Annotated in this window: 1 protein-coding gene; it reads left to right on the top strand. The window is 58.6% G+C overall.

Going from position 1 to position 1,511, the window contains the following annotated elements:
• Window positions 1-614: 614 nt before the first annotated feature.
• The coding region (locus AB4043_RS25235) for an alkaline phosphatase D family protein (RefSeq protein ID WP_442308490.1) at window positions 615-1,511 on the top strand (897 nt) is incomplete at its 3' end.

Below are 1,511 nucleotides of genomic sequence, written 5' to 3' on the forward strand. Positions count from 1 at the left end.
GACCAAGCAGACGGATTCGCCATCTGAAGAGAGATTCTTAGTTGTCTAGGGATTTATGGCTCCGCGGGTAGGACTCGAACCTACAACCCTTCGGTTAGCAGCTAGATTCCCAGCCACGGCAGGCTTTGTCGCTATTGCCTTACCTTACTCAAGAGAAGCCACTTATATGTGGCATGACGACCCGCTCAACTGTACCCAATTGTTCAGTTTTGCCCACCTTTTTGAAGCCATCTGGATACAAAAATGGGTACAGTCCCAAATGTGGCATGGGCGAAAAGCTCCCGCAGCTTTTCGCCACGTTTAGGCAATCTGTGGCCCGGACAAGAGTTTCCGTTTGGACGCAACACCCTCCATCGGGGCCTGGATGTCTTCCAAACCCCCAAAGTAATGCAACCCAGGACGGTTGTCAGGAGGCATTCCTTAGTCCGCCCGAAATTTCGGAGAGAAGAGCGCCAAAATCAATCTTGGGGGCAATCGTCACGGCTAGTACTTGACTTCCCCGCAGTGGACCCTGGTCACGAATAGCTTTACATGCGATTTTTGTGACTGCTAGGGTGAGTCGGTTTCGAACTAGTGCGCGTTATGAAACTATAGCCCTCAATAGGGAGCGAGAGATGGATCGACGGCAATTTCTGGCGAGCGCTGCTTCTCTAGGAATCATTGGCGTGTGGGCGACGCGATTGGCTGCCGCGCCGTCGCGAGTCGTATGGCGGGAGGACCGTGCGTCTTTTCCCCAAGGAGTCGCATCTGGCGATCCGGACGATCACAGCGTAGTCTTGTGGACTCGACGGCCATTCGACCAGGGCGAGCGGCATGCACTGACGGTGGAAGTGGCGCGAGATGCGGATTTCCGCAGCGTCGTTGCCAGGGCGCGCACGCCGGTACTAGCGGCGGCCGACTGGACGTGCCGTGCGCTGGTTGGCGGCCTTTTGCCGGCGACGACCTATTGGTACCGCTTCACTGACGACAGTGGTGCCGGCAGCCGGGTCGGGCGTACGATCACCGCCCCGCGCGCCAGCGACCCGCGCCCCGTCCGCTTCGCCTTCGTGTCGTGCAACAGCGTCAACGAAGGCGCGCAGAACGCTTTTCGCCGGATGATCTGGGAGGACGAGCGCGCACCCGCCGACCGCAAGCTGGGCTTCGTCCTCCATCTGGGCGACTTCATCTACGAAGTCGTCGAATATCCGGACGAGGTGTCGCACCGCTATTCGCGCACGGTCTATGATCTTGGCCGCATTCCTGACGACCGCAAAGTGGGTAATTTCCATGTGCCGACCAACCTTGCCGGCTACCGTCATGTCTATCGCGCACATATTGACGATCCCGACATCCAGGACGCCCGCGCGCATTTTCCGTTCGTCTGCATCGGCGACAATCACGAATTCTCGTGGCAAGGCTGGCAAAGCTTCATTAAATACGGCGGCAAGATCGAGCCCGCGCAGCCGCTGCGAGTCGCCGCCAATCAGGCGTGGTGGGAATATATCCCGTCGCGCGTCCGCAAGGCCTCAGGC

The sequence above is a fragment of the Terriglobus sp. YAF25 genome, from assembly GCF_052113305.1.
Taxonomy (GTDB): domain Bacteria; phylum Acidobacteriota; class Terriglobia; order Terriglobales; family Acidobacteriaceae; genus Terriglobus.